We start from the raw sequence: 24,187 nt of genomic DNA, 5'->3' as shown, positions 1-24,187 counted from the left end.
CGCAATGACAAATTGCAAACGCTATAAGGTGGCCGCGATCGACCTGGGAACGGTGTCGTCGCGACTGGTGTTGGCCCAGGTCGAGGGCGGAGCGATTGTGGAATCGTCCAAGCATACCGAGATTACCGACCTGGGCGAGGGCGTGGACGCGACGGGGCGCTTCTGCGAGGCGGCTGTCGAGCGTGTGCTCGCTGCGTGCCGCATGTTTGTGGACGAGGCCCGTGCCTTTGGGGCCGTGTGCGTCTGCACCACGTGCACGAGTGCCGCGCGCGATGCGTCCAATGCCGCGCTGCTGCTGGACGGCCTGCGCGAGTTGGGGCTCAAACCACAGGTGATTCCGGGCGAGGTCGAGGCGCGCCTGACGTTTTTTGGCGTGGCGCACGACTTTGCCGGCGAGCGCATCATCGTCGCGGATTCGGGCGGCGGGTCCACGGAACTCGCGACGGGCGTATACGCTCCGGAGCGCGGCGTCTTTGCGCTGGAGGGAACGCGCTCGCTGGACATCGGTTGCCGTCGCGTGACGGAGCGCTTTTTCTCTGCGTTGCCGCCCGCGGATGGCGAGCTTGCTGCCGCTGCCGCGTGGGCAGGCGAGCAGTTCGCCGCCTATTTTGAGGGCCTGCCTGTCGACTTTGAGCGCGCCGAACGCTTAGTCGCGGTGGGCGGCACGGTGACTACGCTGGTGGTTCTGGTCCACGAGCTGGAACCGTACGATTCGAGCTTTGTGCACCTACGCGAGCTGTCGCTGGAGCAGGTCTCGGCCGCTATCGAGCGCATGTCTGTGTTGGACGCGGAAGGCATCGCCGCGCTACCGGGTGTACAGCCCAAACGCGCGGGCGTGATCTTGGCTGGTGCCGTGGTGATTCGCGAGCTTATGCGAGCCGGCGGCTACGACACGCTCACCGTAAGCGAGAACAGCCTGCTTGCCGGCATGGCCGCCACCATTAACGAGGTTCTCGACGGTGAGCTACCCACCATCGGCTGGACCCCCAGCCTCAGCGCCCTCCAATAAGTTGCGGTGAAATATGGACTAAAATCGCCCTTTCGGGCCCCAAACAGTCCCTATTCCACCGCAACTCAACAGCCGGCACTTAGGGACGTTCCTTTTCTGCCGGCACCTGGGGACAGTCCTTGCGGGGCGTCCCCACAGCGCCTATGCCAGCTTGTCGATTTGCCCAATCTCCCAAAGCGGAATATTGACGAGCATGCCTTCATCTCTATATGCCGCCAGGGAGGTCCTCACACAACGCATGAGCTTGAATTTTTCGCAGGCTATTTTCAGGCTCTTTGCTTTGAGGTTCTCCGCCGCCTTGACCTCAAGCGGAAGCACGGTTCCCGCATGGTCGATGGCAAAGTCGGTTTCGGCATTGCCGGAGGTAGAGGACCAGTACGCAGGACTTTTGCCTTGCAGCAAGAGTTCCTGTGCGACATATTGCTCGGTGAGCGAGCCCTTAAACTCAGTGAAAACAGCGGATCCGTTTAGGACGATGGTCGGGGGGAGGCTGGAGAGCGCTCCAAGGATGCCGGTGTCAATGCAAAACAGTTTGAAGCCCGAGAGATCCTCATAGCTCAAGAGCGGTGCTCTGAGGGCAGAAACGCGCGGAACCTTATGAACGATTCCGTAGTCCGCGAGCCACTGGAGGCTTTCCTCAAAATCGCGTGCGCGCGCTCCGGGGCGAAGGGCGCCATAGACAAACTTCTTGTTCTCCTTGGCAAGCTGGCCGGGAAGGGATTTCCAAACCAACCTCATGCGCTCGACGATGCGGGCGGGTGCATGTTTGCCAAAATCGGATTCGTAAGCCTCGATGATTTGCTGCTGAAGCCTTCGGGCTTCGATGAAGTCGCGTGTCTCGGCGAAAGCGGAGACAACTTCGGGCATACCACCGACAACAAGGTATTCCTTGAGCAAGTGCTCGAGCTTTTCGGTAACGTTTGCTAGAAGGTTCATGTCTGCGGCAAGGATGGCGTCGGCGAGCGGGTTGCCGTCGACGGCACGAACGAACTCGGCAAACCCCATGGGACGCATGGTGAGCTGGTCGATTTTGCCGACGGGAAATGACTCGTTTTCGCGTCGGAGCGCGAGACCCATATAGGAGCCGGCTGCTACGATGTGGTATTCGGGTGCAAGTTCGTTGAAGTACTTGAGCGAGGTGATCCCGTGTGGCGCCTCTTGGATCTCGTCGAAGATGATGAGCGTGTCTGCCGGCGTTATGGTTTGGCCACTTAGGAGTTCTATCTGGGAGATGATGCGCTTGGGGTCGAGGTCCCCATCGAACAGCGAACGTGCGCTCGGCTCGAGCATAAAGTCAAAACGAATGACGTTTCGATACTGCTGGCTTGCGAATTTGTTAAGAAGCCACGTCTTTCCTGTCTGGCGGGCTCCCTTAAGCAAGAGAGGTTTGCGATTCGCCCTTGATTTCCAAGCGATAAGTTCACTCATAAGCTGTCGTTGCATATTGCCTCCCAACCCTCTCGGCTAGTATAAGGCCATATGCGCGTTTCCCTTGGAAAATGTGCGAGACAACCACATTTTTCCATCGAAAAATGTGCGAGACAACCACGTTCTTCCATCGAAAAATGTGGGAGTATCAACCTAAGCTGCGGTGAAATAGTTCTTAAATAGGCTGGTAAACAGCATAAACAAGAACTATTCCACCGCAACTTATCATCCGTGTCGGCATCCACAAGAAACGAGCCCGCGTCTCCGGGGGACACGGGCTCGTAAACAATGCGTGGTAGGGGCGGTGGGACGTCTGCGAATTTGCGCAGCAAATACGCACCGGCCTCGGTCGCCTGCCGGCGCCCTCGCCGGCTCGCTACAAACGCTCCGCGTTTGCTTAACGCTCGCCCCCTCGCGGGTTCGAGCCCCACCGGCGTGCAAAAGAAACGAGCCCGCATCCCTGGGGGACACGGGCTCGTAAACAATACGTGGTAGGGGCGGTGGGACTCGAACCCACAATCCTTGCGGCGAGAGATTTTAAGTCTCCTGCGTATGCCAATTCCGCCACGCCCCCGTGAGACTAGAAGTCTAGCACAAGCCGTCCGTTACGCGTTGACGGCCATCGAGTGTTGGCCCGACTTCTCCAGGTACTCGGCAAACTTTGCCTCGTCGCCCTTGTTTTGGTACTGCAGGGCCAGCAGGTACTCCAAGCGGCAGCGCTTGACCTTGTCGTCACCGGCTTCCTTGAGCATGCGCTCCAGCTCGGGAATGTCGTTGTGGCGCTTGAGGATCATCGTGTCGTACATCAGTTGGCATTCGTGTGCGACCGCCTCGGCCTGACCGCCCTCAAAGCCCTTGATCTCGTGCAGGAGCTCCTTGGACTTTTTGCGGTCCTCCTGGCCAACGTAGTAGTTAAAGGCTTTGATCACCAGGTCGACGCGCTGCATCTTGGGCAGATTGAGCCCCAGCAGCAAATCGAACATCTCATCGGCGCGCTTGTGGTCCTCGCGCAGCAGATAGGAGTTCAGGCGCAGGTAGTCGCGGTTGTAGCGCGGGTACAGCATGCTGGTGATTTTGCCGTCGAGCAAACGATCGAACTCGTCCCACTGCTTGGCGGCCATCAACTGCTGCAGGCGCTTGAACGTTGTGCGTTTTTTGACGCTAAAGAACACCGACACGGCGATGCAGATGATAACGACGGCGGTCCAGAGTGTGCGGGAATCGGGCATAGTGGGATCCTTAGTCGCTCATAAAGCGAGCGGTATGACAACACGTACTAGATGTATTATACGCAGCGCGCAAGCAAACTGGCATAAAAGCTCATCGAGGCTGAGTGCCATCGCTCGCTGCGGTACACTTACCTAAAGTAAACCATGAAGGGAGACATTACCTATGAAGAAGATCGTTTTGGCTTGCGGTGCTGGCGCTGCTACTTCCACGCTTGTTGCCCAGAAGGTCGCCACCATGCTCGACGCCAATGGTTATGCCGGCAAGTATGAGATCGTGCAGTGTGCCATCTCCGAGGCCAAGGACTACTGCGACGAGGGCGCCGACCTGCTGATCGCCACCACCGTTGCTCCCGAGGGCCTCACCTGCCCGTACGTGAGCGGCGTGCCCTTCATGACCGGCATGAACCGCGTCGCTGCCGAGAAGGCCGTTCTCGACGTCATGGCTCAGTAGGCGCTGACTGTATGAGTGAGCAGAACGCCAATCCGGTCGAGCTCTTTGGCATGCGCGTTGCCCATGTGGGCATTAACGCCACCGACCCGGCAGATGCCCTGGAGATCGCGGAGCTGTTCTCGACGATGATGGGCCTGCCCGTTATCGAGACCCCGGTTTCGTACTTTAACGATTCGCTGGTCGAGATCATGAAGCAGAACGGTCGTGGCGCCAAGGGCCACATTGGCTTCGCTGTCAACGACATCGATGCGGCCGAGAAGTGGTTTGCCGAGCGCGGGCTCGAGGTCAACGAGGAGTCGCGCGTGCTGCTGCCCGACGGCGGCACCAAGCTCGTGTACTTTAAGCGCGAGTTTGCCGGCTTCGCCGTGCACCTGTGCCGCGAGTAGCGCACAAGCTGCTATAGCTAGCAAAAAGGGATAGAGCCGCCTGGCCCTATCCCTTTTTTATGCCGAGGGGCTTCCTACCGCGGCAGGCGAATCGTAAAGCGGCTGCCGACGCCCTCGACTGAGGTCACGCCAATGACACCGCCATGGCTATCGACGATCCACTTGGCAATGGCAAGTCCCAGACCCGAGCCCTGCGCGCCGGCATCGCGTGCGTTGTCGGCGCGGTAGAACCGTTCAAACGCGTGAGCTGCGGATTCCTGGTTCATGCCGATGCCCTCGTCCTCAACGCTTATGTCGATCGTGCCCGCGCCCGCATCCGGCGCTACGCCAAACGTGATGGGCGTGCCCGCGTCCGAATACTTGGCGGCATTCTGCACGATTACGCGCAGAGCCTGCTTCACGAGCGCCACGTCGACGGGCGCGTCGCAGCGCGGGTCGCTGACAAGCGCAGCGTCGTACGCCAGTCGATACGTGTGCTCGGTATCGATCATCTGTGATTCCTCGCATACCTCGCCGACCAGTGCGGCCAGGTTGGTATGCGCACGCCGTAGGACCGTGCGCCCGGCATCGCCGCGCGCCAAAAACAGCAGCTGCTCCACGAGCTCCTGCATGTGCTCGCTTTCGGCCTTGAGGGATGCGATGGATTCCGCCAGCACGTCCGGATCGTTTTTGCCCCAGCGGTCGAGCATGTTTACGTAGCCCTGAATCACCGCGATGGGCGTGCGCAGCTCGTGACTCGCGTCGTTGACAAAGCGCATCTGCTGCAGCTTGGCCTCTTGCATCTGGCGCAGCAGGCGGTTGAGTGCGACCTCGATGCTTGCCAGGTCAGCGTCGCCGGTGGTGACGCTCGGCGAGTCGACGCTTGCGCGCTCGATGGCCTGCTCCAACGTTTCCATCTTGCCGCCGGAGAGCTGCATGCGGCCGAGCTCGTCCACGCGCAAGGCCAGGTCGTTGAGCGGCGCCATGGTACGGCGCACGCGGCGGGCGCCGCCGAGCATGTTGAGCACGCTGATGACCTGCCAACCCACAACGACAAGGTAGAGAGGCCATAGCGCGACGAGGTCCTGCGCGAGGGGGAAGGTCTTGGTGGTACGCGCAAGCTCGACGGTATAAGTGAGCGTTGCCAGGTTCCAGCCGCGCGCGGGCGTCAGCGACATGCCATGAACGGTGGCGCCGGGAATCCATCCTGCGGTAAACGCGTCGTCGGGCAGCGTCTGGTTGTATCCATAGACGAGGATCGCCGCCGCAATCACCATCAGCAGCAGATCGAGCCAGACGTAGCTCATCAGGCGGCGCCACATATAGCCCCAGTTGATGGCGCGGGCGATGGAGGTGACGCGCTTGGCCTCGGCGTTACGCGCGGCAGACATAGCCCACCCCGCGCACGGTTTGGATGATGCGGGCGCCGCCGGCGTCTTCGATTTTGGCGCGCAGGTGCGCGATGTGCACGTCGACGTTGTTGGTGTCGCCCACGTATTCGTAGCCCAGCGCCTCGTGCGCGATGCGCTCGCGCGTGAGCACGGTCTCGGCATGCGCCATAAGCAGGGCGAGGACGTCGAACTCGCGAGCCGTGAGTGCGATGGGCGAGCCGCCGACCGTGACTTCGCGGCGGTCGGGGTCGAGCGCAACTAAGCCCACGGTGAGTGTGGCGGGGGAGGGCGTGGCAGCGGTCTGGACCGTGTCGGTTGCCGGGGACATTGTGGCGATACCGGCGGCCGTGTCGCTCGCTACGCCAACCCCGGCGCTGGCGCCGCCAACGCCCGAAGCCGCCCGCACGGCCTCCGAGCGCTTCAGCGCCACGCGGATCCGTGCGAACAGCTCCTCAATCGCAAATGGCTTGGTCAGGTAATCGTCGGCGCCGGCGTCGAGCCCGGCCACCTTGTCCATCACGGCATCGCGCGCGGTGACCATGATCACCGGCACATCCTTGTGCTTGCGGACACGCCGCAGCACCTCCATACCGTTGAGCTGCGGCAGCAGCACGTCGAGCAGAATCAGATCGTAGTCGCGCTCCAGCGCCAGGTCAACGGCGGTGCGGCCATCGGCGGCGTGCTCCACCTGGTAGCCCTCGTGCTCCAGCTCGAGCGTCACAAAGCGGGCGATTTTCTCCTCGTCCTCTACAATCAGGATCCGTGCCATACGTGCCCCCGTCTGCGATTACTTGTCGTCGTTGAGATTTTGCTTGATGTCGTCCGCGGCATTGGCAGCGCTGTCCATCAGGTTGTTGATGCTGCCGGGCACGTCGCCGTCGCTATCGATGCGGTAGCGCATGCCAAAGAACAGGCCAATGAGCATCAGCCAAATCGTGGCGCCCCAGGCAAACAGCGCGACGATGGGGATCAGGATGGGGATGTTGAGGATGATCGCATCGCGGCGCGTGGCGATAAACTTGGTGTCCAGGCTCAGGCGGAAGAGCTTTTTGAGGTACTCCCACACGCTGTCCATCTTCTTGGAGAAGTCGGTCTTTTCGCTCGACTTTTCGTAGGCGGCCTGCGCGGCGACCATCTCGGCCGAGGGCTCATCGACTGGCGCGGACTCGGTGGCGGCGTACGCCGACGTGGTCTGGGTCTTGCCATGCGACTCGAGCCAAATGATGGCATCCAGCACGTTGCCGTCGGCGGCGTCGAGCGCGGCCTTGGCATCGGTGTAGCTCACGTTGCACTTGGTGCGGATGGTTTCAACTTTTTCGAGGTCGTCCATGACCTGTCCTTTCGTTCGATGGGCGCGACGCCGGGCGATTTGCCCGGGCGCGAGCGTTGCGTTCGGCGGCCTGCGTGGTGCCGCCCCGCCCTTGGTCGAACTCTATAGTGCAGGTTATAGATTAAGCGATTCTTGAGCCAAGATTAATGTTGGATGAGTTTTTGGGTGGCAATGGGAAAGGGAGAGGTTTCCTTCTGGGTAGCTAGCAGCGAGGTCTAATACTTTTCCGAGAAGTGAACGAGCTAAATCGGACCCCCGAAGCATTGACTCATTAAGGGCATCGTTTCCTGCGGTTTCGATACTGGAATCCTGCGATTTTGCCGGCGAAAAATGCGGATGCTCCAGGGGTCCAAAAAGGGGCGTTCACTTCTCGGGAAAAGTATTAGACCTCGATAGCGGCTGATGTTGATCCGGTAACAAGCCGGCGGCAAAAATGAGATAAGTAAGGCGCGCCGATCATATGGAATCAAAACATGTTGCAAAAGTATGAAAATATCCTACAATTGCAACATGAAGTACTTTAGCAACATAACGGCGATAAGCGAGCTTTCCGAGAGCGAGGGCGTGTTTACCACAGCCCAGGCGGCTCGCATGGACATCTCTCGAGATGCGCTGGCACATTCATGCCGTGTGGGGCGTCTTGAACGGATATGCCACGGCGCCTACCGGATGTCCGGAACGCAGCGCCGAGACACCGACGAGCTCAACGCTCTATGGAAGCTCACCAATCCCTCCCTTTGCGCATGGGAAAGAAAACGCCAGTGGGATGGCATCGCCGTGAGTGGTACGACTGCGGCGAACCTTCAGCAAATGGGTGATTTCTATCTGTCCCCCTACAGGATGACCGCGCCCATGCGCATCAATACAAGAAACGAATCCCTTTCTTTTGCAAAGCGCGAGATTGCTGAGCAGGACATCGTCTGGCTCGACGGCCTGCCGGTAACTAAACCCGAGCGCACGCTTGTCGATCTTTGCCTCGATTGCGAGGACCCCTCATTAATCATCGATGCCTATCACGATGCGCTTGGGCGAGGGCTCGATATACAGCGGCTGAGAGGTCTTGTAGAAGAGAACTCTAAAACCGCCAAACGACGCGAGCTGATGGCGCCTTTGCTGATGGTACTGAACGGGTAATGCGAAACGGAGGACATGGTGAAGTACAAAACGCCTGCCGCATTGGAGATGGCTGTTAGGAATGCCGCAAGAGAATCACCAATGGATACTAATCGGGCAATCGTTGGTTTCTACTTTCATTGCTTCCTATGTCGCGTTTTTTCAGAAGATGACTGCCGTTTTGTGCTTAAAGGTGGTCAAAGCGTCCTGGCGCGAACGCTCGATGCGCGTGTCACAAGAGATATTGACTTGGTTGCTCAAGAGGAGAGCCTCGAAGAGGCTGTTGCCGATCTGGTGCGGGCGGCTTCGATTGATCTGGAGGATTTCGTTTCGTTTGTCTTTGATCGTGCAGAGCAGATCAAAGAAGAAGATGAGTATCGGTGCGGTGCTGAGGTATGGTTCACCCCCTTTATGGGAACCAAGAAGCTACAGCCAATTTCAATTGACTTGGTAATTGATGAAGTGCGGGGACTTGAGCCTGAGGTTCTCGCGCCGATCGATCGTTTGAATATCGAGGGGCTCCCAGTCTGCGACTATCGAGTATGCCGAGTGGAGAGCGCCCTTGCAGATAAATTGCTCGCAATGATAGAGATGCATGAGGGCCGTGCCTCTTCGCGAATCAAGGATATAGTCGACATCTTGGTGTACGCGAAAACTTGCTTCATCGATGGGGCTACACTTATCGAGAGAGTCGAGAAAGAAGCGTCTGTCCGCAAGGTGGCAATGCCGGAAGAGTTCGTGGCGCCTCTCTGGTGGAAACAAAATGGTTCTGCGCAGTATGTAAAGATGGCTAGGCAGGCGGGGGTACTTGATCTCGCGGGGAGTATCACTGGAGCAGAAGAGGTCGTCAATCGGTTGTATGCTCCGTGCTTCGATCGTTCGGAGAATGTGCGCAAATGGAATCCCCAGACTACGGGATGGGAGTAGCCCAGACAGTTAAGCCGGCGGCAGGAGCTGGTCCCGCCGCCGGCTTGGGGCGTTACTGCTGCCTATGTGTTACTCGCAGATTTGGTCGAGCACTTCGGTGATGGTCTTTTTTGCGACTTCGAGGTTGCGCTGGGCTTGGGCGACGGCAGCCTCGGCTTGTTTCTTTGTTTCTACGACCTCGGCAAAGCGATTGATGGATTCGCTGTACTCGCGCGTGCGCGGGTCGAGCGCTGGCGGGACTTCGATCTCGAACAGGTCGTTAGGGCGGATGGCGCGGATGCTGGCTGCTTCGGTTAATGCTTGAATCAGCTGTGCCCCATGGCCTTCGGTAAGGTATCCAACGATTATCTCCGAAAACACTACGCGCTCCTCTTCGGTCATCGTTTGGAACGACGGGCGAATGACGGTGGTGTTATGCGAAGCAACTAGGTGTTGCTTCGCGTCATCGGCGCTGACGACGAGCAGGTTGGACGCGCCGTAGCGACCCAGCATGCGTGGCATGACGATATCTCCAGCGCGGAGCTCATATCGATCGAGAACGCTGGGGTTCACCTTTACGATTTTGGAATCCGAGCTATTTGCACTCTCTACAGCATATGCGGGTAGAAGGTTGCCATCTTGAAAATCCTGAGATGAGATGCGGCGTACCTCGATTGCATCAATGTCGTTTGATGTGGTGCTCTCGCGGGGCATAAATGGAGCTACTCGCGTAAAAGCGTCACCGAGCGTAGCCCTGTAGTTTCGGGTGAGGCTGATAAGGCTGATTTTGCCTTTTGAGAGGGCTGCGCGATGCAGCAGCAATTCACGCGTGGCAAAAGTGGACGTTTCGATAGGCGTTGATCTGGGCGTATTGGTATCAATGCGGGCCCAGTCGGGGGAGATGGAAAAGGTGATATCTGAGTAATACGATGTTTCTGTCACATATCGAAAACGCGGCCCGGATTCGATTGCGCTGCGAAATGCAACGCTGCGATTTCCTGAAGACAATATGAGAAGCGCGCTTGTCATGTAGGGCCTGGGTTCAGAAAGTGGCAAATACACGACGCTCTCGATGAGTCCTTCGCGTATCAGGATCGTGCGCGCCTGCTCGGCTTTATCGAGTAGGTCGGCGGGCAGCACTACGGCTGCGCGAGTGCGATTCGAAAGGGCGAGCGCATACAGACACCAAATAAAGGGACCCCAGTCACAGAAATCGAGGTAGCCGGGCTCTAAGTAATCGATCAAGGCGATACATTCTTTTTCGATGTCGTGTTTGCCCGTACGGTAATACCCCGATGCGTCGATAAACACCGGAGCCGCATCGCCATTGCCCGCGCCCTGCCTGCCGGGTTCAAGCTCGCAAATATCGGGTACGCCGTTGCTGTTCAGGCTGAAACATTCACGAAGCGCCTTACAGTCGATGGCGCCAGGCAGACGGACGGTGAGTAGACGGCTGCCCTGCTCCAGATTAAGCGCGCGTGAGAGGGCGGCGGCGGTGAGACGTGGCAATGATGTTGTTTCACGCATGTATAGAGCCCTTTCTTCTTAGTGGGTTATATATTAGCAGAAAATTTTGATAATTTCTAATGACGAGAACAGAGCACTGTGCTATTCTCGAAGTAATCCAAAACCAACTCAATACAAACTGCTTGATGCAATCGCTACACAGCCTTTAGGTAAACTGCGCTATCAAGCAGGGTGATTTCACTAACGAAGCTACAGGTTAGGTCGATTGTCATCGTCCATGCCTCAGACCATTCTAAAACATAGAACAGACTTATCGACAAACATCCGCAACCGGATAGGAAGAAGCATTCATGAAGAATGAAGACAGCATTTACGAGGTGTTCCTCAACACGATCGACGAAGATCTCCGCAGCATGTGCAAAAAGAACGGGAAGGCAGAGATGCCGTTTCCGTATCCGTACTGCGGCGAGCAGGATACCGAGCGCTTGGCCAAGGCACTCGTTGACGTGCTGGAAAAGCACTCGCCCGATATTCCCGGGCTGGTGCCCGAGCAGTATCGAGACGATGTGCACGAGGCCCGCGAGCTTTTGGCCGCAGCGTCGCTCGCTTTGTTGTCGCTGTATTTTCCCCAGCGCGATAACTGCGCGCACTGCATGGCCATCTTAATTGGCATGTTTGAGCACGGAAGCAATCCGCGCTTTAAGTCGAGCGGTGTGCGCATGTTCGAGCAGGTTACGACAGGTATGAAGTACTCGTCTGAACAAGGTGGATATATTCTGTCTCGCTTTGTGCGAAGCATTGACTACAAAAGACCCTGCGACCACGTGCATCGCGATGGGTCGCGCGGTTTTACGGCGGACGAGGACGATGCCGTCATGTTTTATAAGCGCTATCTCAAGGTGCAGAGACACGTATTCGATACCAGTCCGCGTTTCAACTTTGAGCTATGCGTCAAACGCCCGTTTGAGGCTCTTTCGGACAATCGGGAGAACTTTTATTGCATGGAGGAAAAGATGGAAATCGATTTGGCAACTAAGGTACGGGAGCTCCAGGACCGCTACACCCTCAACTTCGCTCAGGCCAAAGAGTATGACCTGCTCGACAAGCTGATGATTGATGCATTGCTTGCATATCTGCGCGACGGGTCAGTCTCAATCGCGGCGCGCGAGAGCTATGTGGCGCAAACCGAGCGTCTGATTGACGGTGCGGTCAAGTTGCCGTGTGCGACGAGCCCCAAGGAGGGCGCAGACGTCGACCGTATTTCCTAGCAATCACGCAGAACTATCGACAAGAAAGGGGCCGTGCAATGTCGGTCATTAAGATGTACGGCTACGAGGCCGCGCAGCAAACGGAGTATCAGACCAAGAAGTGGGCGACCAAGGAGGAAATGCAGACGCTGTCATCCGGCGATGAGCAGCGCGATGTGATCTTGGCGCAAGGTGCCACGGTGGCTTTCTACGAGGGCGACAAGCACTGGGAGACGAGCGTGTCCAACAATGTGTTTGCCTTTGGCGGTACCGGCAGCGGCAAAACGGCGAGTTTCATTTTGCCCAACCTGCTCAATCACCACGAGTGCTGCTATGTGGTCACGGACACCAAGGGCGAGCTGCTGCGCCGTACGGGGAAGGGCTTCGAGGAGGACGGCTACGAGGTAACGGTTCTCGACACCATCAATCCCGAGCAGTCGTCCGGGTACGATCCTTTGCGCTACGTGATGGATGTCGAGGATATCCCCACCACAGTGGCGTCAATCATGGAGGGGGTCGATCCTGACAGGCGTAGCTTTAGGGACGATCCGTTTTGGGACAATGCGAGCGATCTGCTACTTCGAGCGATTATTGGAATCCTGTTCCTCTTAGAGTGCCTTGCCGGCACATTTGCGCCGGACGGGGATCCCGCAGCTCCGCGACGCTATCTTAAGATGAACAACGTCTTTAAGCTGGCGGCACTCATCAAGGTTACGGGAGATGGCGAGGGACGATTTCCGCTGGATCACCTTGTGGAGCAGGTGGAGTCCAAGGAATTTCTTGGCAAGTATGATTCTGCGAACGCGGACCTGTATGGCGTTGAACAGTATCGTGATTTTCGCGGGGCAGCCGATAGAACGCTTAAGAGCATTCTGATCACGCTTAACGCGACCATCTCGCGGCTTAAGACCCCCCAGCTCATGCGCGTCTTTGAGAAAGACGAGATGCGCCTCGACCGTATCGACGAGGGCAAGCGCGTAATCGATCTTAAGGTGAGCGACAACGACTCGACCAATGCATGGCTTGCGAACGTTGCCCTTAAGCAGCTGTTTAACCTGGCCCAGCGCCGCGCTGATTCCAACCCCAGCGGGCATTTGCAGCGCCACGTGCAGTTTATTCTGGATGAGTTTCCCAACGTGGGCCGCATTCCCGATTTTGAGCGGAGTATTGCGACCGTGCGCAGCCGTGGCATTAGCTTTTTGATGTGCGCGCAATCGCTGAGTCAGCTCGATGGTGCGTACGGCAAATCCGCAGCGCTTACCATCCTCGATAACTGCGACAGCTTGATCTATATGGGCGGCGGCAGCAACATCGCGACACAGGAGTACATAAGCAATCTGTGCGGCGAGTCGGTTCTGGGCACCAATTACGTGGGCGCCGAGCGTACTGCCGTCGATGTGCGCGGTTGCGTGATAACCCCGGGCGAGGTGGGGCTTATGCCGCGTACCGACTGCCTGGTCAAAGTAACCGGCATGCGCCCCTTCCGTGCCAAGAAGTATTTTTGCGGCGACCATCCCAATGCGGCCAAGTGGCTGAGGGATTAGTCCTTGCAGCTTCGCGCGCTCCATCTTGCCTATTTGACCGCACGGCTTCCATTGGCCGCTAGCCGTGCGGCCTCGTTTTACTTCCTTACCGATTCCGTTTAGAAGGGAATTACCATGTCCGTTATGTATCGTGAGCCTAGCATTATCAAGAAGTCCAAGGACGGTCGCGTTGCCGCCGTCGATATGGCAAGTGAGCTGCTTAACAGCCGCGTGCTGCTGCTGGAAGGCGAGGTCAACGATGTGACCTGCAATGGCCTTATTAAGTCCATGCTGGTGTTGGAGCATCAGAGCGCCACCGAGCCCATCACCCTCATCATCAACAGCCCGGGCGGTAGCGTTACGGCGGGGCTGGCGCTCATCGACACCATGCAGTCGCTCGACTGCCCCGTGATCACGGTGGGCGAGGGCGTCGTGGCCTCGATGGCCGCGGTGATCTTGGCCTGCGGCGACCACCGCCAGGTATACCGCCACACGCAAGTGCTCATCCACCAGTTGATGGGCGGCACGGGCATGGCGCAGCAGACCGATATCGAGATCGTGGCCCAGCACACGGCGGCCATGCGCGCCGAGCTGGACGAGCTGCTGGCCGAGCATGGCAACCTGAGCGCCCAGGAGTTCCACGAGCTCACCGAGCGCGACTGCTGGTGCAACGCCAGGCGCGCTCTGGAGTTGGGTCTGGTGGACGAGGCGATTGCTCCGAGTAAGAAGGCGCTCTAGCGGGGCTCATGTCTTGTGGGCATATAGAGCGGGGCGAACGATCGCGTAGTTTAACGGCCAGAAAGAGGTTGAACATGAGCAGGATTTGGGATGTCGACGGCATTGAGTGGGAAGACCTGCCCACCGTGAGCGACCTGCTGTGCGCTGCGGACACAAAGATCCTGGCGCGCGAGGTTGCCCTGCGATACGGCGGCAAGCCGGACGGCCGCGGCCGTGTCGATAACGAGCGCAGCTTAAAGCGCGCCCGCCGCAAGGTCAAAAAGCTGCGCAAGGTTGACCCCGAGCCCAGCGACAATATCGTCCTGCTGCCCAAGCACGTCATCAATCGTCGTGGTGCAGGCCACGGCTTTGGCTATTACGACGTGGAGCCGTGCATCTTTACACGCGGCGGCGTTCAAATGCTAGGTGAGGATGTGCTCGCCAAAGTACGTCCGTGGGAATTGATCTTGATGGATGATGAGTCCGCGAGCGAAATGCTGGGCTATCGCGTATGGCTCGGCGGCGAGTGGGACCTGTGCGAGCGCTACCGCTTTTTGGCCGTGGTGTGCGTTCGCATGCTGAACAGCATCCGGGCGCAAAAGGAGCTGCGCAAGTGCCTCGTGCAGGGCGAGACAGCCTGTGATATGGACGAGGACGAGGCGATCGAAGGGATTCGCCGCGACGTGCTGTATCCCGAGGAAGTGATCAACGCCAAACTCGGCGGCTATTGGGATGCGAGTTTGGGACTCAACCTGCCCTGGAAGAACGAGCACCGGCAGACTTGCACGCGAATCGACAGGGCTATCGATGACCTGTTTTCTAAGGAAACGAAGCGCTGCGCTGCCGAGCTTGGGAAGAAACTTGAGCGAGGGTATGAGGAGCGCAGGGAGGTGCCGTTGTTTCAATCATTCACCGACGAATGAGAAAAAGGCGGCGGCCGCGGTCCCCCGCGGGATTATCCTGGACCTATTACGTGAGCGGTGCGCGGGCGAGGAGCAATCATGGCTGGTCGTGGAAGCAAATGGTCGAGGGAAGAAACCCTTGCGGCTCTGTTTCTGTACCTCGCCCTACCATCGAAAAAGGTTGATGATACAAACGAGGATGTCCAGGCGCTAGCTAAGGCCATTGGCAGAACGCCGGGCGCGGTTGCTCTAAAAATCTGGAACCTTGCATCATTCGATGAGCGTCGACGTGCTCGCGGCAAGGTTGGAATGACCCATGCAAGCAAAATGGACAAGATGGTTTGGGCTGAGTATTCCTCTGCTGGTGATGAGCTTGTCGAGGAGGCGACTGAGGTTTTCCTCAACCGTTTCGATTTTAAAGAACCGCTAAGTGATGAGCTGAAAGAGACGATCGGCTTTGATTTGCCAGAGGGCAAGGAGCGCGAGGCAATTGTTTCGATGCGGGTGAACCAGGAGTTCTTTCGAAATACCCTGCTCGTCAATTACGATTCAAGATGCTGCTTGACGGGGCTAACGAACAAGGCTCTGTTGGTTGCTAGCCATATCAAGCCCTGGAAAGTCTCTGATCCAAAGACGGAGCGACTCGCGCCCGACAACGGCTTGCTTTTGAACGCATTGCACGATAAAGCGTTCGACCGGGGACTAATCACCATTACGAAGGACCTAAAGATAGTGGTGTCTAGCGTGGTCGAGCACGAAACTCCTGAGGACGAGTACTTGTGGCGCTACAACGGAGAGCCGATTACGCTTCCGAAACGATTCGCCCCAAGAGCTGAGTTTATTGAATATCACAACGATATGGTGTTTAAGGGGTAGGGGTCCGTATGGAAAGCCCGAGTTGAAAGCGATTGTTGTTAAGACGTTGCTTAAGCGTCCTCGTTATCCGGAGACATTTTTAGTATTTGAGGGTCGTTATTAATTATTAGGAATGATTTTCGAAGAGTATTGGCTTTATTTGGCTTAACGATGGATATGGGGGTGCGTGCCATGCTTCGCTGCCGATTCTTGGGTTGAGGAAAGGGATATTGATGTGCGCAACGTGTGTTGTGTCCCAGCTAGCGTCTAAACTAAAATCCTTGAGTCTGAACATGGACGGCGCATCGGAGGTTTGATGTCGGTAATTGTTCCCCCCATTAAATGCCAGGGAATTAAAACGAAGCTAGTCCCCTTCATTGAGGAGACAATAAACTGGGATAAGCAGCAGGGGATATGGTACGAGCCGTTTTTGGGGAGCGGGGTTGTGCTATTTAACGTTTGTCCACAGAGAGCGGTGGTCGGTGATCGCAATCAACACATTATTGATTTTTATAGAAGCGTGCAGCGGCATGAAATAACATCAGAGTCTATGCGGGAATACCTTGAACGCGAATCTGTGATGTTGCGTACTGGTGGAGCGGAATACTACTACGAGGTAAGGGACAGATTCAATACAAGTCATTCACCGTATGACTTTATCTTCTTAAATAGGTCCTGTTTTAACGGCGTTATGCGTTTCAATAGGAGCGGGATGTTTAACGTTCCATTTTGCAAGAAGCCCGAGCGTTTTTCCAGGTCGTATATAACTAAGATATGCAATCAGATTGATAGGGTGCAGGCTGCCATGGAAGGCAAAGACTGGGAGTTCAAATCTTGCGATTGGAAAGAGATTATGCGGGCGCCAAGAAAAGGCGACTGTGTTTATCTCGACCCTCCTTATATCGGCCGCGATACAAATTATGTGGGTGAATGGCCAGAGTCTGAAGCTGTTGCTCTGGCTGATGCTGCTCATGCGACTCAGGCGGATGTCTATCTTTCCATGTGGAAAGAGAATAAGTACAGGGTGAATGAGCATATTGAAAACTGTTGGAGTGATTTTGAGTGCTTTGAATTCTCCCATTTTTATCACGTCGGCTCGAAGCAGAGCTTACGCAATTCAATGATCGAAGCGCTTCTCGTGAAGGCCTAAGAAATAACTCTTACTTGGTTCATGTGCTGGAAATGATGATATAGAAGTAGATGGAATAACGTCCCCTAGTCCACCTTTAATCTCGTGTTTCCCTTTCCTTCGTCCACTTTTCTCCTAATAGCCGTTACTTTCTGTCGCCCCGGCTGTCGTTGACGACATCGCCATAGGAGAGAATTCGATCGCGTAGGCTTGAATCAATTTCAATAACGTTTGTTTCGACCCATCTTCTGAATCCCTGAAAGTCGGTGTAACTCTTTTCTTTCGCTGTATATTTTGGATAGTTTCGCCAATAAAGTTCGAATGCATCGTTCCCCATCTTTGAAAAAGGCCCTGAACCCTGAGTGAATGGGCTGATTGAATTCGAGGAAATAGTTCCGATATTTTCGGTATTGCCGCTACCGGTGGTGAAGTCTGAAATGCGGTATTTCTCTTGAATAAAGAATTCAACATTGCTGTAGGGTTCGGGTATTTCTTTTAATTGGTTAAGGGGGTAGCAGGGACGTGCGCTCTCTATTTCGTCGTTTCGGTCGTAGACGAATCCGATTACGTAGTGTTTGCAGAACTGATTATAGGGATAGAGGATGTTCTTCCTCCCATCGCGCAGAAAAGATGCATATGATCCAAGTGTAAATTTATATGGAGCAATGCCTCCTCTCTTTAGGTGCTTTCGATAAGTTGATTTGACATCGACAGCAATTCGATTCCCCTCTTCGTTTTGAGGGGTTAGTGCAAAGTCCGGATAGTAGTTTTGTTTGTCTGGGGTCGTTAGCGTAAACCCGAAGTCGTCGGCAATCTCCTTGAGCAACGGCTCGGTAAGCATCTCGAAAATTCTTCCGAGCAGTTTCGTGTCATATCCGATTGGATAGATGGTTTCGTCGCGAAAAGCAAATCCCTTAGCAACCCAATCGACATTATGCTCGGCTACAGTTTTATTGAATTCGCTAATTAAATCAAACATTGTTGTCTCTATTTCAATCGATGCCTGCAGAGAAATATCGATGGGTCGGTTTGCGTTGATTGTAGCTCGCCAATGAATAAAAACAAGGATGCATTCGGTCGCCTTCGGCTCTGCTCGAGGTGCCAATCAAGGTGATTCAAGTTTGCTGCGAGTGCGCCCTAACAGTCATTACGTCGTATACGAGTTGTGCTAATCTATTTGTGAACGGCGGAGCCCTTTATGGATGGCTTCGCCGTTCACCGTTAAATAGCGGCACTTTCAATCTCTTGGTCATATCGACTGAGTAAAATGTTGATTGTTCAGATTGGAGGCGGCTATGGTTCAACCGAAAATCCAGGGAAATCACCGAGCATATCCAAAGGAGCTGGCGATATATGTCGAGCGTATCCTATTGGAGGAAACTGATGCTGGGCTTGGCAAAGGGTTGAGCGTTTCTGACATAATGGCGGAGCTTAAAGCCCGTTATGGCTATGAAGTTAAGCGCGACACAGTGCAGGGCGTATTGAACGCACTTGTTGATTCTGGATCAAAAAAGCCTTCGCTCTGCAATAATGCGGGCGCCAGTCCGTTAACCGAGATGAATAGTATCGATCTCGACAACAGTTGTCTGAATCCGTTCTACACGGTGATTGCAAGTCGATTGGCTTGTAAGGGCGAGCGGCTGACGAATGGCGATGGGGAATCTGCACCTAAAAATGCGAAGCGCCTGTACAGCATAGAGCGTCAAATTGATAGTGCGCAAATTGAGCATCTGTGCCGTCTCATTGAAGCCTCTACGGGCGTGGGTGGAGCCGACGTACTTGAGCATGCAGTTCTTCGCCTACTGTGCGGCGAAGAAAGACGGCAGATCGAAGATCGTTTGGCTCAAGAAAATGCTCTGCTCAAAAGCGGCAGAATTGCAAATATGGAAGCAACGCTTGCAAATTTGAAGTTATTGGAAAAGGCCATTAGCCAAAGGCAGAGAGTCCGCTTTCGAACTTCTGATAAGGGGCGATTGCATAGTCATACGCCATATCATCTATGTATGCACGATGGCTACTACTACCTGTTTGTGGGCCACAAGGGTGCCGCGAGGTCTTTTGACGCAATTCGAGTTGATAGCCTGCGGGATATAACCATTGCTGGACCATCGGACGATGCAAAAGGTCATTTTGAGGCGATGGCCGAAGAAGCAAAAAGGTTCTCTTGTGCTGGCGTGAACAGGATGTTTAGTGACGACATCGTTACGGTTCACGTAAGGTGTCATAACCAAGCAAAGGAGAAGTATCTTTTAGCCGAATTTGCCGGAAACGATGGGTTTCGGCGCGAGACACAGGACGGGCATCCAAATCCAGAGTATTCGTTTATGGCGTCGTATGATGGCATGAAAACATGGGCAATGAAGTGGCTCGATGTGTTTGAGATACTTCAACCAAAGAAATTGCGCGATGACGTTGTGGACATTATTGGACATAAATGTATCTATGTGAGTGCGAGGACTGATTCAAATGACCCCTGCTGAGAAAAAGCAAGCAATTGGCGATGCGTTAGATTACTGGTATTTGCTTGATTTTTTGAGCCAAGGCGACCAACCCGAAGAGAAAAAGGACCCGCCTAGGCCCAGAAAAGGAATGCTTGATGACTGCTTTGTCCCTGAAGAGCGGGACGACCAGGAGCTAAGGACGCCTTCTGAAGAAGCGAGAGAGCGTACGGATAGTGTCACAAACGGCGAAAACTGGCCGATCTCAACGATTTATTGTCACCTGGGCTCCGTTCCACGCGAAGCGGTCATGACTTATCTTGCAGAAAAACCGGGGAATGAAATCGAAAAAGAGGATGAGTGCATGACGGTTGCACTATTAGGTGTGAGTCCTGATGGTCAATTTGTCAGCTTCGAGTTGTCCTCCTTATTTTGGTGGTTGAAGAGGAACGTCGGGAATAGCCTAAATGCCATCGGTAGCTTTGAGAAAGAGCAGGACGATATTTGCAAGAAGCTCAATCAAGAACTCGTTGGAACAAAGCTGACATATGGTGTCATTAGGGGCATTGTCAATAGTTGCGTCCGGCCAATGATTAAGGGGATAGCCAGCTGCCTTCCCGACGGTGACGGGGCTAAACGTATCAGCGAGTGGTGTTCAAGGCTGCTTGTCGAATATAGAGCAATGAAGCCAAAGGACAGCGGGGACGATGCGTGTCCAACGTTCGACCAATCACTCTGTCACTCATTTTTCGCAAAAGACATTTCCATGATAAATGAGCTGTGCAACAAGTCAGGGTCTTTCGACGATCTTCGTGAGGGATCGCTGTCTCTTGTCGCCGCATACCTTGAAGGTGGCTTGAGGAATGAATCTGCCTGCGGAGAGATCGATCTTCTGGACGGCGAAGACGATGAAGATCTGGCTGATCGTGCAGACTTCTTTTCTGAAGTGTTGGGAGCCGGCGCTACACCTATCGGTCGCTGGCCGAGTAAATACTCCTTGAGTTTGATGCAACAAGTGGCGGTAAATCTTGCGGTTGGTCGTGGCGGTTCGACACGCAAATACCCGGCAAACGACGTTATGTCGGTTAACGGTCCTCCGGGCACGGGAAAAACAACCCTGCTCAAGGATATCGTTGCGGCTAACGTTGTCGAAAAAGCCCGTCTGCTGTGCGAATATGACAAGCCCGATGACGCCTTCGAAGAGGTAGAACTTAGCAAACGGTATCTCAAGTACGCCAAGAATCCTTATCGCTTCAAAGAGGGCAGAACGGGAGATGCGATAAAAAGTCTCAGCATCTTGGTCTGCTCGACAAACAATGCAGCAGTTGAGAACATCGCCAAAGAGCTTCCTGATGGGAAGGCCTTTTTGGAGGGTATTGACGAATCTGAGAAAAAGGAGTTTCTAGAGTCAGATTTGTCCAACATTGTTTGGGGAAAGAAAAACGAGCAGAAACCGGTGGATGATCTCTATTTCTCTTCGGCGCTCGTTGACAATAAAGGCAATCTTCGCGACCCTGCGCATCCTGGGCTTATGGTTGCGGCATGTCTGGGAAACCGTAGGAATATTAATAACTTCAGAGATTGCGAGCTTTCTTCGCTGCAGTTTAACGGCGGGCTGGGAAAGGGCGGACGGTTTTCTGAGGCGAAGAAGCTGTTTCTTGCTCAATACAAAAAGATAACCGATCGATTCAACAGAATGGAGGAGCAAGCAGCCGGGGAGCGCGAACTTCTGAACCGCAAGAAGCATTTGTCCCAATTGAATTGTAGGTGTCAAAAGGACGAGCGAGAGATAGTTGAAGAACTGACAACCGAAACGGTATGTCTGTCTCGTCCTTTTGAAGGCAGTTCCGCAGGTGATGTCCGGAAATATCTTGATGACATTGCGAAGGATACTGCTGATTATGAGGCGAGAAGGAATAGGCTTGAAGCAGAATTGCGCGATGCGGAAGAAAAGGCCAGTGGGCTGATCGGGAGCATCTTCAATAGGGGCCGTTTGTCCGATAGCCGCGAGAAGCTCGATTCCTTTATGCTGCAAACCGCACCGGACCAGAGGCTTGTTGCGCTGCGTACGAAATTCGAGAACAAATACGAAAAACTAGAGAATGAAAAGAAGGAACTATCCTCTTTGTGGGTGAAGATCCAAGGTCAAAAGCGCAACAGAGTTGATGGTGCTGAATCTGTTGAGACGATTAATGGGCATTTTGTCGAGTGCATCTCAAAGGGGGATAGCGAAAGCCGAAAAAAGACTCATCTATATAATCCATCCGATGACCCTGACCTAAAAAAGGACCGCAACCTGCTATTTCTCTATGCATTGCAGGTGACACGCGAGTTCATCCTTGAATCAAAATGTATGCGGAATAACATTGCGCTTCTACGAACATACTGGGGAGCCAAAGACAAGGGCGTCGATTCTGGTAAAAAGGAGTTAATAGAGTTCACGCAAGCCGATAGAAGGAGTATGGCCCCTGCGCTCTTTCAGACGCTCAGTTTGCTTACCCCAGTGATTTCTTCCACGTTTGCGTCGATTGGCCGCATGTTTGAGGACATTCAGATTGGGAAAGACCCTTTATTTGGCCTGCTGATAATAGATGAGGCGGGACAGGCGGTGCCGTATGCTGCTTTGGGCGCCCTTGCTCGCAGTCGACGTGCAATGATTGTCGGTGACCCCTCTCAGATTGAGCCTGTGATCACAGGGGATGTTAAGGAGCTCCGCGCTGTCCTCGGTAAAAAAGTATTACTACCTTATAAGGGGGATATGGCTTCGGTCCAGCGACTTGCCGACGCCGTTAACCCCTATGGCCACCTGCGCAGCAACGGCGAGGATGATCAATGGATTGGCTGCCCGCTTGTGGTTCACCGTCGCTGCATATCACCCATGTTCGATATCTCAAATGAGATCTCGTATCAGGGCTCCATGCTTAACGAGACGGCTAGCCCAAAAAAGGATCTCGCTGACAGCTTTTATCTAAAGTCCTCACAGTGGATCAATGTTACGGGATTTGAACGTGGCAATCGCGATCATTATGTTGATGCCCAGGGCGATAGAGTGTTCGAGATTGTCAAGGACGCTTTTGATAAGGCCGTAGCTACGGCTGAGAAAAAAGCTTGCGAATCGGGCAAGTCCGAGGGAATTGTTATTCCAAGTCTCTATATTATTTCTCCGTTTAAAACCGTTGTCAGGGGGCTTCAGGACCGGCTGTTAAGTGCTAGGACTGAAGTGGCTGACAAAGATGCATGGCAATATTTCGCAAAGCATAATATTGGTACGGTTCATACGTTCCAAGGTAAAGAAGCCCATCAAGTGGTATTTGTCTTGGGGTGTGATACAAGGCGCAGTTGTGAGGGCGCAATCAAGTTTGTAAACCCAAATATCGTGAATGTTGCGGCAAGCCGAGCCAAGTATCGCCTCTACGTAATTGCCGACTATGCAGCGTGGAAGATTAACGAGAACGTTGCAACGATGAAGCGCATTCTCGATACGGCATGGGTTGTGCATTGGGAAAATTACCAGAAAACCGGCGCTATTGAGGAACTCAATGCAGCCAAGGATATGCTGCCGCGAGGAGAATCTCTTCCAAGGGAGACAGCTGGCGCGGACGAGGAACATATCAATGAAGACGACAAGAAAGATGACAATAAAGATGTTTGGTGCCCTGATGTAAACACCGATTCCTATTTGGACAACGTGGGCGAAGCGTTCAAAAGCTTTAATCTGGATGCAGAAGACTGTCGAATCATAGGCTTTTCTTCGCGCGAAGCTCTTCAAAGCGCATTCGCTGATTGCGAGTGCGACCAAAATGGCAAAAATAGGGTGCTTGAGAATATCGAGCAGGGGCTTCTTCTGTGCAAGATATTTGGCATTGGCAGTGTTGGCACCGATAGCGATTCAGATTGCGCATTTTGCCTGCTAATGTTCTGCCGTGCGGCGGAGAGATACTTGCGTTTGAAATTGCTGCCGACCTTGAAGGCCATTGCTCCCGATTATGTTGTTGCAAGAAAGCCACTCAAGGAGCTTGAGGGCCTTAACCTCGGTCAATACAAAAGGTTAATTGAAAAAAAGAGTGAGCTACTGGCATCCTCTGTTCGAGTTGAAAATGCTGAATTGACGCAGGCGTCAAAGGGGGACTGGTGGAGGACACTCGGCGAAACACTGGGTCGATTTACTGAATTTCGTAATAGCGCCTGTCACACCGACCGAAAAGAGATGGTTAGCGCGGGCGAGGTCTGGCTGGCGCTTCGATGCCTTTTCGTTGCTTTTCAGCTTGATGAATCTGGTCATAAGAGTGTGGAAATCATGCGAGAGGGTATTGCTTACGAAGCGGCTTTTGCGGGGGCCGAGCGTTTGCCGGTCTGTTACTCAATGGATCAGGCAAGCGCTAAGGGCTATGCCTCGATTTCGAAAATACTGAGAGAGGGTGGCTCAGGGATTAGGGCTGAAGATGCCAACACTATTCTGATGGAACAAGGGTATCTGCGACTTTTCGATGAAGGCGAAGAGAGCGTACAACAATGCAAAGTTCCGTCCGCTAAAGGCTTGGGGCTGGGCGCAGTCTTTGTGTGCGGAGAAAAGAACGGCGACGTATTCTACTACGCGCAGTATCCCCTGGCGAAAGCCAAAGAGATATGCGACCTATTTGAATCTAAGTCGTAATTTGGCCCAAGGCTAAGTGCGCTTTATGGTTTA

At 54.4% G+C, this 24,187-nt stretch carries 20 protein-coding genes and 1 tRNA gene; 13 read left to right on the top strand and 8 right to left on the bottom strand.

From position 1 onward, the window contains the following. Nucleotides 1-4: 4 nt before the first annotated feature. Entirely contained in the window at nt 5-1,009 is a 1,005-nt protein-coding gene (locus DW913_RS03190) for a hypothetical protein (protein ID WP_117797549.1), read from the top strand. 141 nt (nt 1,010-1,150) lie between these two features. On the opposite strand, the gene DW913_RS03185 is transcribed toward DW913_RS03190, so the two are convergent. The 3 genes from DW913_RS03185 to DW913_RS03175 form a co-directional block, all read right to left on the bottom strand. After that, the gene (locus tag DW913_RS03185; protein WP_117790872.1) at nt 1,151-2,452 is read right to left on the bottom strand and encodes an ATP-binding protein; all 1,302 of its coding nucleotides are present in this window, start codon (nt 2,450-2,452) and stop codon (nt 1,151-1,153) included. A 474-nt stretch (nt 2,453-2,926) separates the two neighbouring features. Continuing rightward, a tRNA-Leu gene (locus DW913_RS03180) sits at nt 2,927-3,011 on the bottom strand. A gap of 31 nt (nt 3,012-3,042) precedes the next feature. After that, complete coding sequence (locus DW913_RS03175; protein ID WP_117797548.1) at nt 3,043-3,666, bottom strand: hypothetical protein; 624 nt, start codon at nt 3,664-3,666, stop codon at nt 3,043-3,045. Between the two features lie 163 nt (nt 3,667-3,829). Between DW913_RS03175 and DW913_RS03170 the strand changes: the two genes are divergently transcribed. Both DW913_RS03170 and DW913_RS03165 read left to right on the top strand, forming a co-directional pair. Then, a complete protein-coding gene (locus tag DW913_RS03170; protein ID WP_117654890.1) occupies nt 3,830-4,117 on the top strand; it encodes a PTS sugar transporter subunit IIB in 288 nt (95 codons plus the stop codon). Nucleotides 4,118-4,128: 11 nt separating this feature from the next. After that, complete coding sequence (locus DW913_RS03165; RefSeq protein ID WP_117757630.1) at nt 4,129-4,503, top strand: VOC family protein; 375 nt, start codon at nt 4,129-4,131, stop codon at nt 4,501-4,503. Nucleotides 4,504-4,577: 74 nt separating this feature from the next. Here DW913_RS03165 and DW913_RS03160 read toward each other — a convergent pair whose 3' ends face one another. Genes DW913_RS03160 through DW913_RS03150 form a run of 3 tightly spaced genes read right to left on the bottom strand, consistent with a single transcriptional unit; the run spans nt 4,578 to nt 7,203 of the window. Then, on the bottom strand, nt 4,578-5,873 hold the full coding sequence (locus DW913_RS03160) for a cell wall metabolism sensor histidine kinase WalK (RefSeq protein ID WP_117797547.1): 1,296 nt from the start codon (nt 5,871-5,873) through the stop codon (nt 4,578-4,580). Next, nucleotides 5,857-6,642 (bottom strand): response regulator transcription factor, encoded by a 786-nt coding sequence (locus tag DW913_RS03155; RefSeq protein ID WP_117797546.1) that lies wholly within the window; start codon nt 6,640-6,642, stop codon nt 5,857-5,859. The genes DW913_RS03160 and DW913_RS03155 overlap by 17 nt, the downstream gene beginning before the upstream one ends. Nucleotides 6,643-6,660: 18 nt before the next feature. Beyond that, nucleotides 6,661-7,203: a DUF4342 domain-containing protein gene (locus tag DW913_RS03150; protein WP_117797545.1), complete on the bottom strand. Its 543-nt coding sequence runs from the start codon at nt 7,201-7,203 to the stop codon at nt 6,661-6,663. 510 nt (nt 7,204-7,713) lie between these two features. Here DW913_RS03150 and DW913_RS03145 point away from each other — a divergent pair. Beyond that, complete coding sequence (locus tag DW913_RS03145) at nt 7,714-8,337, top strand: type IV toxin-antitoxin system AbiEi family antitoxin domain-containing protein (protein ID WP_158566181.1); 624 nt, start codon at nt 7,714-7,716, stop codon at nt 8,335-8,337. A gap of 18 nt (nt 8,338-8,355) precedes the next feature. Further along, a complete protein-coding gene (locus DW913_RS03140) occupies nt 8,356-9,243 on the top strand; it encodes a nucleotidyl transferase AbiEii/AbiGii toxin family protein (protein WP_117797570.1) in 888 nt (295 codons plus the stop codon). A gap of 69 nt (nt 9,244-9,312) precedes the next feature. Here the strand turns inward: DW913_RS03140 and DW913_RS03135 are convergent, their stop codons facing one another. Next, nucleotides 9,313-10,749, bottom strand: coding sequence for a hypothetical protein (locus tag DW913_RS03135; protein WP_117635641.1), 1,437 nt, complete (start codon nt 10,747-10,749; stop codon nt 9,313-9,315). Nucleotides 10,750-11,039: 290 nt separating this feature from the next. Here DW913_RS03135 and DW913_RS03130 point away from each other — a divergent pair, with 290 nt between their 5' ends. The 6 genes from DW913_RS03130 (at nt 11,040) to DW913_RS03105 (ending at nt 17,083) form a co-directional block, all read left to right on the top strand. Then, entirely contained in the window at nt 11,040-11,957 is a 918-nt protein-coding gene (locus DW913_RS03130) for a hypothetical protein (protein ID WP_117797543.1), read from the top strand. A gap of 38 nt (nt 11,958-11,995) precedes the next feature. Then, nucleotides 11,996-13,480, top strand: coding sequence for a VirD4-like conjugal transfer protein, CD1115 family (locus DW913_RS03125; RefSeq protein WP_117797542.1), 1,485 nt, complete (start codon nt 11,996-11,998; stop codon nt 13,478-13,480). Nucleotides 13,481-13,594: 114 nt separating this feature from the next. Then, the gene (locus DW913_RS03120) at nt 13,595-14,197 is read left to right on the top strand and encodes a ClpP family protease (RefSeq protein ID WP_117797541.1); all 603 of its coding nucleotides are present in this window, start codon (nt 13,595-13,597) and stop codon (nt 14,195-14,197) included. A 74-nt stretch (nt 14,198-14,271) separates the two neighbouring features. After that, the gene (locus DW913_RS03115; RefSeq protein WP_117635637.1) at nt 14,272-15,099 is read left to right on the top strand and encodes a hypothetical protein; all 828 of its coding nucleotides are present in this window, start codon (nt 14,272-14,274) and stop codon (nt 15,097-15,099) included. A gap of 78 nt (nt 15,100-15,177) precedes the next feature. Then, the gene (locus DW913_RS03110) at nt 15,178-15,954 is read left to right on the top strand and encodes an HNH endonuclease (RefSeq protein ID WP_117635636.1); all 777 of its coding nucleotides are present in this window, start codon (nt 15,178-15,180) and stop codon (nt 15,952-15,954) included. A gap of 295 nt (nt 15,955-16,249) precedes the next feature. After that, a complete protein-coding gene (locus tag DW913_RS03105; RefSeq protein WP_117635635.1) occupies nt 16,250-17,083 on the top strand; it encodes a Dam family site-specific DNA-(adenine-N6)-methyltransferase in 834 nt (277 codons plus the stop codon). 124 nt (nt 17,084-17,207) lie between these two features. Here DW913_RS03105 and DW913_RS03100 read toward each other — a convergent pair whose 3' ends face one another. Further along, nucleotides 17,208-18,041: a type II restriction endonuclease gene (locus tag DW913_RS03100; RefSeq protein ID WP_117797540.1), complete on the bottom strand. Its 834-nt coding sequence runs from the start codon at nt 18,039-18,041 to the stop codon at nt 17,208-17,210. Nucleotides 18,042-18,357: 316 nt separating this feature from the next. On the opposite strand from DW913_RS03100, the gene DW913_RS03095 reads away from it, so the two are divergent. Together DW913_RS03095 and DW913_RS03090 are read left to right on the top strand one after the other, a co-directional pair. Next, nucleotides 18,358-19,542 (top strand): WYL domain-containing protein, encoded by a 1,185-nt coding sequence (locus tag DW913_RS03095; RefSeq protein WP_117637095.1) that lies wholly within the window; start codon nt 18,358-18,360, stop codon nt 19,540-19,542. Continuing rightward, nucleotides 19,529-24,154, top strand: a complete 4,626-nt coding sequence (locus DW913_RS03090) for an ATP-binding protein (RefSeq protein WP_117797539.1) — start codon at nt 19,529-19,531, stop codon at nt 24,152-24,154. The genes DW913_RS03095 and DW913_RS03090 overlap by 14 nt, the downstream gene beginning before the upstream one ends. The last annotated feature ends 33 nt before the right edge of the window (nt 24,155-24,187 follow it).

Origin of the sequence: Collinsella sp. AM42-18AC (assembly GCF_003467965.1) — a bacterium.
Classification (GTDB): domain Bacteria; phylum Actinomycetota; class Coriobacteriia; order Coriobacteriales; family Coriobacteriaceae; genus Collinsella.
The sequence above is the reverse complement of the archived record's forward strand: the minus strand, read 5'-3'. Positions and strand labels throughout refer to the sequence as shown.

Coding starts and splice junctions, on each gene's coding strand:
- DW913_RS03190 (WP_117797549.1), top strand. CDS start 5: ATGACAAATTGCAAACGCTATAAGGTGGCCGCGATCGACCTGGGAACG.
- DW913_RS03185 (WP_117790872.1), bottom strand. CDS start 2,452: ATGCAACGACAGCTTATGAGTGAACTTATCGCTTGGAAATCAAGGGCG.
- DW913_RS03175 (WP_117797548.1), bottom strand. CDS start 3,666: ATGCCCGATTCCCGCACACTCTGGACCGCCGTCGTTATCATCTGCATC.
- DW913_RS03170 (WP_117654890.1), top strand. CDS start 3,830: ATGAAGAAGATCGTTTTGGCTTGCGGTGCTGGCGCTGCTACTTCCACG.
- DW913_RS03165 (WP_117757630.1), top strand. CDS start 4,129: ATGAGTGAGCAGAACGCCAATCCGGTCGAGCTCTTTGGCATGCGCGTT.
- DW913_RS03160 (WP_117797547.1), bottom strand. CDS start 5,873: ATGTCTGCCGCGCGTAACGCCGAGGCCAAGCGCGTCACCTCCATCGCC.
- DW913_RS03155 (WP_117797546.1), bottom strand. CDS start 6,642: ATGGCACGGATCCTGATTGTAGAGGACGAGGAGAAAATCGCCCGCTTT.
- DW913_RS03150 (WP_117797545.1), bottom strand. CDS start 7,203: ATGGACGACCTCGAAAAAGTTGAAACCATCCGCACCAAGTGCAACGTG.
- DW913_RS03145 (WP_158566181.1), top strand. CDS start 7,714: ATGAAGTACTTTAGCAACATAACGGCGATAAGCGAGCTTTCCGAGAGC.
- DW913_RS03135 (WP_117635641.1), bottom strand. CDS start 10,749: ATGCGTGAAACAACATCATTGCCACGTCTCACCGCCGCCGCCCTCTCA.
- DW913_RS03130 (WP_117797543.1), top strand. CDS start 11,040: ATGAAGAATGAAGACAGCATTTACGAGGTGTTCCTCAACACGATCGAC.
- DW913_RS03125 (WP_117797542.1), top strand. CDS start 11,996: ATGTCGGTCATTAAGATGTACGGCTACGAGGCCGCGCAGCAAACGGAG.
- DW913_RS03120 (WP_117797541.1), top strand. CDS start 13,595: ATGTCCGTTATGTATCGTGAGCCTAGCATTATCAAGAAGTCCAAGGAC.
- DW913_RS03115 (WP_117635637.1), top strand. CDS start 14,272: ATGAGCAGGATTTGGGATGTCGACGGCATTGAGTGGGAAGACCTGCCC.
- DW913_RS03110 (WP_117635636.1), top strand. CDS start 15,178: ATGGCTGGTCGTGGAAGCAAATGGTCGAGGGAAGAAACCCTTGCGGCT.
- DW913_RS03105 (WP_117635635.1), top strand. CDS start 16,250: ATGTCGGTAATTGTTCCCCCCATTAAATGCCAGGGAATTAAAACGAAG.
- DW913_RS03100 (WP_117797540.1), bottom strand. CDS start 18,041: ATGTTTGATTTAATTAGCGAATTCAATAAAACTGTAGCCGAGCATAAT.
- DW913_RS03095 (WP_117637095.1), top strand. CDS start 18,358: ATGGTTCAACCGAAAATCCAGGGAAATCACCGAGCATATCCAAAGGAG.
- DW913_RS03090 (WP_117797539.1), top strand. CDS start 19,529: ATGACCCCTGCTGAGAAAAAGCAAGCAATTGGCGATGCGTTAGATTAC.